Here is a 7,118-nt window from a genome sequence, read left to right on the forward strand (position 1 = left end):
CCGGACTTAACGTAGTAACAACAGGGAACCCCTGACCATTCATGGTCAGGGGTTTTCTGCGTTCACGGGGCTGTTCTGCGTCATCCACAGCGCAGGAAGGACGGGCAGGTGCCGCGGTAGGGTTGGCGGGTCATGACTGCGCCATTCACCACCGCCTCCGGCTCCGACATCCGCGTCCGCTTCTGCCCGAGCCCGACGGGGACCCCGCACGTGGGGCTCATCCGCACCGCGCTCTTCAACTGGGCCTACGCCCGCCACACCGGCGGCAAGCTCGTGTTCCGCATCGAGGACACCGACGCCGCCCGCGACAGCGAGGAGTCGTACGCGCAGATCCTCGACGCGCTCCGTTGGCTCCGGCTCGACTGGGACGAAGGCGTCGACGCCGGTGGCGAGCACGGACCGTACCGGCAGTCCGAGCGCACCGCGATCTACGCCGACGTGATCGCGGAGCTCAAGGCGTCCGGACACATCTACGAGTCCTTCGTCACGCCGGACGAGATGGAAGCCCGCAACAAGGCAGCCGGTCGTGATCCCAAGCAGGGCTACGACAACCACGAGCGTCACCTGACCGACGCCGAGCGCCAGGCCTTCCGTGACGAGGGCCGCGAGCCAGCGCTCCGTCTGCGTGTGCCGGACCGCGACCTGAGCTTCGACGACCTGGTGCGCGGCGAGATCACGTTCAAGCAGGGCACCTTCCCGGACTTCGTGGTGGTCCGCCCGAACGGCAAGCCGCTCTACACGTTCACCAACCCGGTCGACGACGCCCTGATGGGGATCACCCACGTGCTCCGTGGTGAGGACCTGCTGTCGTCGACCCCGCGACAGATCGCCCTGTACGAGGCGCTGTACGAGATCGGCCTCGCGCCGTCCATCCCGGTGTTCGGACACCTGCCGTACGTGATGGGGGAGGGGAACAAGAAGCTCTCGAAGCGTGACCCCGAGTCGAACCTGTTCCACCACCGCGCCGCCGGCATGATCCCCGAGGGGCTCGTCAACTACCTGGCACTGCTCGGGTGGTCGATCGGCCCCGACCGCGACGTGTTCTCGATCGACGAGATGGTCGCGGCGTTCGACGTCACCGACGTCAACCCGAATCCGGCCCGCTTCGACCACAAGAAGGCCGAGGCGATCAACGGGGACCACATCCGGCTGCTCGCACCGGACGACTTCCGGTCGCGCCTGCTGCCGTACCTGACGGAGTTCGTCAGCGACCCGGCGACCCCGGAGCAGCTCGAGGTCCTGACGAAGGCCGCCCCGCTCGTCCAGGAGCGCATGCAGCTGCTCGGTGAGGCACCGGCGATGCTCGGGTTCTTGTTCACGGCCGACGCCGACCTCGTGGTCGAGGACGACGCGCTGGCATCGCTCAAGGGCGACACGGCGACCGTCCTGACGGCGAGCATCGCGGCGCTCGAGGGGGTGCAGGACTGGACCACCGAGTCGATCGAGGGTGCGCTCCGTGCGACCCTCATCGATGAGCTCGGCCTGAAGCCCCGCGTGGCCTTCGGCCCGTTGCGCGTCGCCGTGTCCGGGCGTCGGATCAGCCCGCCGCTGTTCGAGTCGATGGAGATCCTGGGCAAGGAGTCCACCCTGACCCGGCTCCGCGCCCTCGCGGCGCGCTGACCGACCGTGAGCAGCACCGAGCAGGCCGTGCCGTTCGTGCACGACGTGGCGGTCATCGGCGCCGGGCCGGCCGGCCTGAGCGCGGCGCTCAACCTGGTCCGGGCGAAGCGGACCGTGCTGCTCGTCGACGCGAACCGGCCCCGGAACGCCGCCACCCTGCGGTCGCACGGGTTCCTGACACGGGACGGCATCTCGCCGCTCGAGCTCCGGAAGCTCGGCCGGACCGAGGTCGAGGGCTACCCGGAAGCGACGGTCGTGCAGTCCGTCGTCGACCTGGTGGCTCCGGACCCTGACACGGACGCCTGGCGGGTGCACGGTTCGTGGCGCGGCACCGAGCTCGACGCCCGCGCCCGGACGGTCGTCGTCGCCACCGGGCTGCGTGAGGAGTTCCCGGCACTGCCGATGCTCCGCGCGTTCTACGGTACGGCGGTGCACAGCTGCGTCGAGTGCGATGCGTACGACAAGGCCGGGCAGCCGCTCGCGTTCATCTGCGAGACCGACGACGTGGTCGACCGCGCGCTGCTCATCGCGTCGTGGACGGACGACCTGATCGTCTACACGAACGGCATCGCGCCGATCGATGATGCGGGTCGCGCACGCTTGGCCACGGCTGGCGTCGTCGTGGACGAGCGAGCCGTCGAGGACCTGGAGGGGGACCGCACCGGGATGACCGGCGTCCGGCTCGCCGACGGCCACGTCGAGCCACGCACCGGCGGGTTCGTCCGCCCGGTGTGGCACGCGGACCTCGACTGGCTGCACACCAGCACGGGCACCAGTGCCAGCACCAGCGCCAGTACGGGCACCAGCGCCAACGTCGGTGGGAGCACGACGACGACCGCGGACGCCGACACGCCCGGGTCGCTCGGAGGCCTGCAGCGCGACCCGCAGGGACTCCTGGTGGTCGACCGGGTCGGCCGGACATCGGTCCCGGGGCTCTACGCAGTGGGAGACGTCACGCCGCCCGGCCCGGAACAGCTCATCGTCGCCGCCGGGCACGGAGCCGCGACCGCCGCTGCCGTGCACCGAGACCTGGTTGGTGGTCTCACGGACCTCCGGGATGCTGTACAGTAGTTGATCGTGCCCCGGGTGACCGGGCCAGAAGGCCGACAGGCCTTTTGGGGTATGGTGTAATTGGCAACACAGCGGTTTCTGGTACCGTCGTTCTTGGTTCGAGTCCAGGTACCCCAGCACTCGATGAACAGCCCCCGGGATATCCCGGGGGCTGTTCTCGTTCCGCGGGGCGGTTGCGCGGAACCGCACGATCCCAGAGCGATGAGCCACCGCTCCGGGGGAACTGCCCGGGGCGGTGGACCGATCGTTCCGGATCCGCAGCCTCCGTGGCGGGCGCGGGCCGCGCCTCCAGGCCGGATTGCGGTTCCCCGCACCCACCCGGCACCTGCTCGCGTGCGCGGGGAGCGCGGTCCTACGGTCGGAAGACCGTCGCGGGAGTCGTGGCGGTCCGCTGCCGAGCACCCGAGGTGTCATCGTGACCTCCGCCGACCCGCTGACGACCGTCGATCCCTGGCACCACCCGACCGCCGTCCCCGCGGCGGCCGACCACTCCGTGTTGGACCGCTGGGACCGCGTGGTGGCGCTCCGGGGCGACGCCGCCGCGCTCGCGGGGAACGGCCGTCCGTACACCTACGCCCAGGCGGACCGGGCGTCCCGCGCGCTGGCCGCAGCCCTGACCGTGACGCTCCGGCCCGACGACCACAGCGGCGCCGGCGTGGACGAGACCCCCGGCGGGGCGTCGAAGCCGGTCGGGCTGATGGCGGGACAGTCGACCGAGGCCGTGATCGGGATCCTGGCGCTGGTGCGTGCCGGACGGACCGTGGTGGTGCTCGACGACCACCTGCCCACCGCTCGGCTGGCGCACGTGGCCCGGCTCGCCGGAGTCGACGAGATCGTGGCCGACACCGAACGAGCGGCACCGGCCGCCGGTGTCGTCGCGGAGCGGGACGGCCGGGTGCACGCACTCGGCGAGCTGCTGGACGTGGGCGCACCCGGCGATGCACCCACGACGGACACCGCAGCGGCACCCGGCGATGCCCCCGCGACGGACACCGCAGGCGCCCCCGGCGGGCGGAACCCCTTCGCGATCGACTTCACCTCCGGCTCGACCGGTATGCCGAAGGGCGTGGTCCTGACGCACCGGCAGCAGATCGCCAACGCCGAGCAGGACGCCCTCGCCCTGGGCCTCGGACCCGGCGACCGCCTCGGTGTGGTCCTGCCGCTGTCGTTCGCGGCCGGGCTGCTGTTCTCGTTCGACACACTGCTGTGCGGCGGCACCATCGTGCTGCTCGAGCCGCGTGACCTCGGTGTCGAACGGCTGCTCGGACGGTTCCGGGACGACGGCGTGAACGTGCTCGTCTGCACCCCGCACCTGCTGCGCTCGATCGTCGGGTCGCAGAGCGCCCCCGGAGCGCACGGGACCGCAGCCGGGACCGCACCGGTGCTCGGCGGCCTGCGCTTCCTGATGACCACGGGCGAACCCGTCACCGGCGCCGACCTCGCCGCAGCCCGACCGCACCTGGACCCGGACACGCTGCTCCTGAACGCCTTCGGTTCGAGCGAGACCGCGTGCGTCGCGTACTGCCCGGTGCCCCCGAGCGAGCCGGTGCCCGAGGGCGTGGTGCCCGCCGGGTGGCCACTGCCCGGCAAGACCGTGCTCGTGCTCCGTGAGGACGGCAGCCGGGCCGACCCGGGGGAGACCGGCGAGCTCGTCGTCGTCTCCGACGCCCTGACCGCGGGCTACTGGGGCGCGCCGGAGAAGACCGCCGAACGGGCCGGTCGCACCGGCGAGGCCGAGTCCGCCGTCGGCATCCCCGTCGGGACCCCGAGCTGGCGGCAGGGCGACCTGGCACGCGTCGACCCCGACGGCCGGCTCGTGCTGCTCGGCCGGTCCGACGACGCCGTGAAGGTCCGCGGCTACCTGGTCGAGCCGAGCGAGGTCGAGGCGGCGCTCCGCGCGCTCCCCGAGGTGCACGACGCGGTCGTGACGGCACAGGTCGACCCCGGTTCCGTCACCCGGCTCGTCGCATACGTGGTCGGCCGGCCGGGGCAGCGCACCCCGGCACCGGGTGCGCTCCGACGGGCACTCCGCGACCGGCTGCCCGAGTACATGGTGCCGGCGTCGATCGTGCCGATGACCGAACTGCCGCGGAACGAGCGGGGCAAGGTCGACCGGGCCGGACTCCCCGGGGCGCCGAGCGTCGAGACCGAGATGGTCGAGGGTGAGTACGACCAGTGGGAGCTCGTCGTCGGGCAGATCTGGGCCGAGGTGCTCGGCCTGCGGGGCGTGCACCTGGACGAGGACTTCTCCGCGCTCGGCGGCGACTCGCTGTCCGCCGAGGAGATGCTCGCCGTCGTGCAGGACCGGCTCGGGGTCGACCTGCGCTCGTCCGACGTGCTCGAGCACCCGACGCTCCGCGCCTTCGCCCGCCGTGTGCGGAGCGGGACGAGCGCGCTGCCGAGGCACCCCGACATCGTGAAGGTGTCCGAGGCGCGCGAGGGCGGCCGTCCGCCGGTGTTCTGCTTCGCGGGTGGCGGTGCCCTGGCGCTGACGTTCCTGCCGCTGTCGCGCCACCTGCCCGAGCACGACGTGTACGCGTTCCAGCAGCACGGGCTCGAACGCCGCGGGGTGCCGGACTGGACCATCGAGCGGAGCGCCCGCCGCTGGGTCGCCCTGATGCGCATCGTCCAGCCCCGGGGACCGTACGTGCTCGTCGGGCACTCGCTCGGCGGACTGGTCGCGATGGAGATCGCACGGCTGCTCACCGAGAGCGGCGAGCAGGTCGAGCACCTCGCGCTCCTCGACACGTACCTGCCGCGGACCGGGTCCGACACCGCTCGGCTGCACTTCGGTCGGCTCGAGCCGCGCGAGCACCGCAACCCCACCGTGCGGGCCGTGCGGCAGCGAGTGGACGGGGCACTCCGGCGCGTGCTGCCGTCCGGGACGTCGTGGGGCGACCACGTCGCCAAGCGCCTCCGGGCCTACACGGCCGGCGTCCTGCGTCACGGCGGCCAGCGACACTTCGACGCGTTCTTCGACCAGGCCGAGCTCGTGACCAGACGGCACCACCCGACGCCGTTCCACGGGCGCGCCACCTACGTGCTCGCCGACGCGAACCCCGACGCCGCCGGCTGGTCCGCGCTGCTGCGCGGGGAGACCGAGACGGTACGGATCGCCGCCGAGCACAGCTCGCTGCTGCGGGAACCGCACGTCGCCGACCTCGCGACGGCGCTGCGGGCCGCGTTCGCGACGGAGCACGCACCCCGGAGCTGAGCGGCTGCGCACCGGGTGCGGTGGTCGCGACCAGGAAGCGGACGGGAGGCGCGGGGCCGGCCGGCACCGCGCCTCCCGTCCGCTCGTGGCTCGTCCACCACCCGTCGGCCGCCGCGCCCGGCGGCCCACCTGCGCGAGCGTTGCGGGTTTCCGTATCCGCACCCGGGTGTCCGCAAGGGACCGCAGCGTGCATTGACCCTCCCGCCGGCCACGGCGATGGTTGGAACCGCGGGGGAGAGTACCCACTCACCCGCGGCAAGCCGGCGGCGTCGTACCCGCGTCCCGCTGCTCGACCGACGACGATCACCGTCGTCGAGGCGTCATCCGAGGACGCACCGCTCGTCTCGACGAGCCACCACCCGACAGCAACCCTGACCCGACAGGACCGCGCCATGCCCGTACGTACCGTCCGCCCTGCAGACCCGAGGGTCTCCGTCGTCATCCCGGCGCGGAACGAGGCCCGCAACCTCGAGATCATCCTCCCGAAGCTCCCGCCCGTGTACGAGGTGATCCTGGTCGACGGCAACTCCGTCGACGACACGATCGCCACGGCCCAGCGGGTCATGCCCGGCATCCGCGTCGTGCACCAGACGCGCAAGGGCAAGGGCAACGCCCTGGCGTGCGGGTTCGAGGCCGTCACCGGCGACGTCGTCGTGATGTTCGATGCCGACTGCTCCGCGGACCCCGACGAGATCCCACGGTTCGTCCAGGCACTCGTCGAGGGCGCCGACGTCGCGAAGGGCACCCGGTACTCGCTCGGCGGTGGCAGCGACGACATCACGATCGTCCGCAACCTGGGCAACCGCGGCCTGAACCTGCTCTGCAACGTCATCCTCGGCACCCGCTACAGCGACCTCTGCTACGGCTACAACGCCTTCTGGGCCGACGTGCTGCCGGAGATCGGTCTGCTGTCGTCCGAGCTGCCGAAGCCGGCCGACGGTTCGATGCTGTGGGGCGACGGGTTCGAGATCGAGACCGTCCTCACCTGCCGCTGGTCGGCCGCCGAACTCGCGATCACCGAGGTGCCGAGCCACGAGAAGCTCCGCGTGCACGGTTCCAGCAACCTGAACGCCGTGACCGACGGCATCCGCGTGCTGAAGTCGATCATGCACGAGCGCCGTCGCGCCGCCATCGGCCGTGCCGAGGTCCGCCGGGCGGCGATGAGCGTCGTGCCGCCGGCCCAGCAGCTCGTTGCCGGGCACGCTCCGGTGCA

The 7,118-nt window shown here is 72.1% G+C and carries 4 protein-coding genes and 1 tRNA gene; all 5 read left to right on the plus strand.

Annotation, left to right across the window (positions count from 1 at the left end; genetic code table 11):
* Window positions 1–132 precede the first annotated feature (132 nt).
* On the plus strand, window positions 133–1,620 hold the full coding sequence (gene gltX / locus BIU95_RS10210) for a glutamate--tRNA ligase (RefSeq protein ID WP_071251619.1): 1,488 nt from the start codon (window positions 133–135) through the stop codon (window positions 1,618–1,620).
* A gap of 6 nt (window positions 1,621–1,626) precedes the next feature.
* Window positions 1,627–2,691, plus strand: coding sequence for an NAD(P)/FAD-dependent oxidoreductase (locus BIU95_RS10215; protein WP_071251620.1), 1,065 nt, complete (start codon window positions 1,627–1,629; stop codon window positions 2,689–2,691).
* A 45-nt stretch (window positions 2,692–2,736) separates the two neighbouring features.
* Window positions 2,737–2,808: transfer RNA gene (locus BIU95_RS10220), tRNA-Gln, on the plus strand.
* 298 nt (window positions 2,809–3,106) lie between these two features.
* A complete protein-coding gene (locus BIU95_RS10225; protein WP_139179741.1) occupies window positions 3,107–5,905 on the plus strand; it encodes an alpha/beta fold hydrolase in 2,799 nt (932 codons plus the stop codon).
* Between the two features lie 392 nt (window positions 5,906–6,297).
* Window positions 6,298–7,118 (plus strand): glycosyltransferase family 2 protein (locus BIU95_RS10230; RefSeq protein WP_071251621.1); only part of this gene is annotated, 821 nt, incomplete at its 3' end.

The sequence above is a fragment of the Curtobacterium sp. MCBA15_007 genome, assembly GCF_001864905.1.
In the GTDB taxonomy this organism is placed as follows: domain Bacteria; phylum Actinomycetota; class Actinomycetes; order Actinomycetales; family Microbacteriaceae; genus Curtobacterium; species Curtobacterium poinsettiae.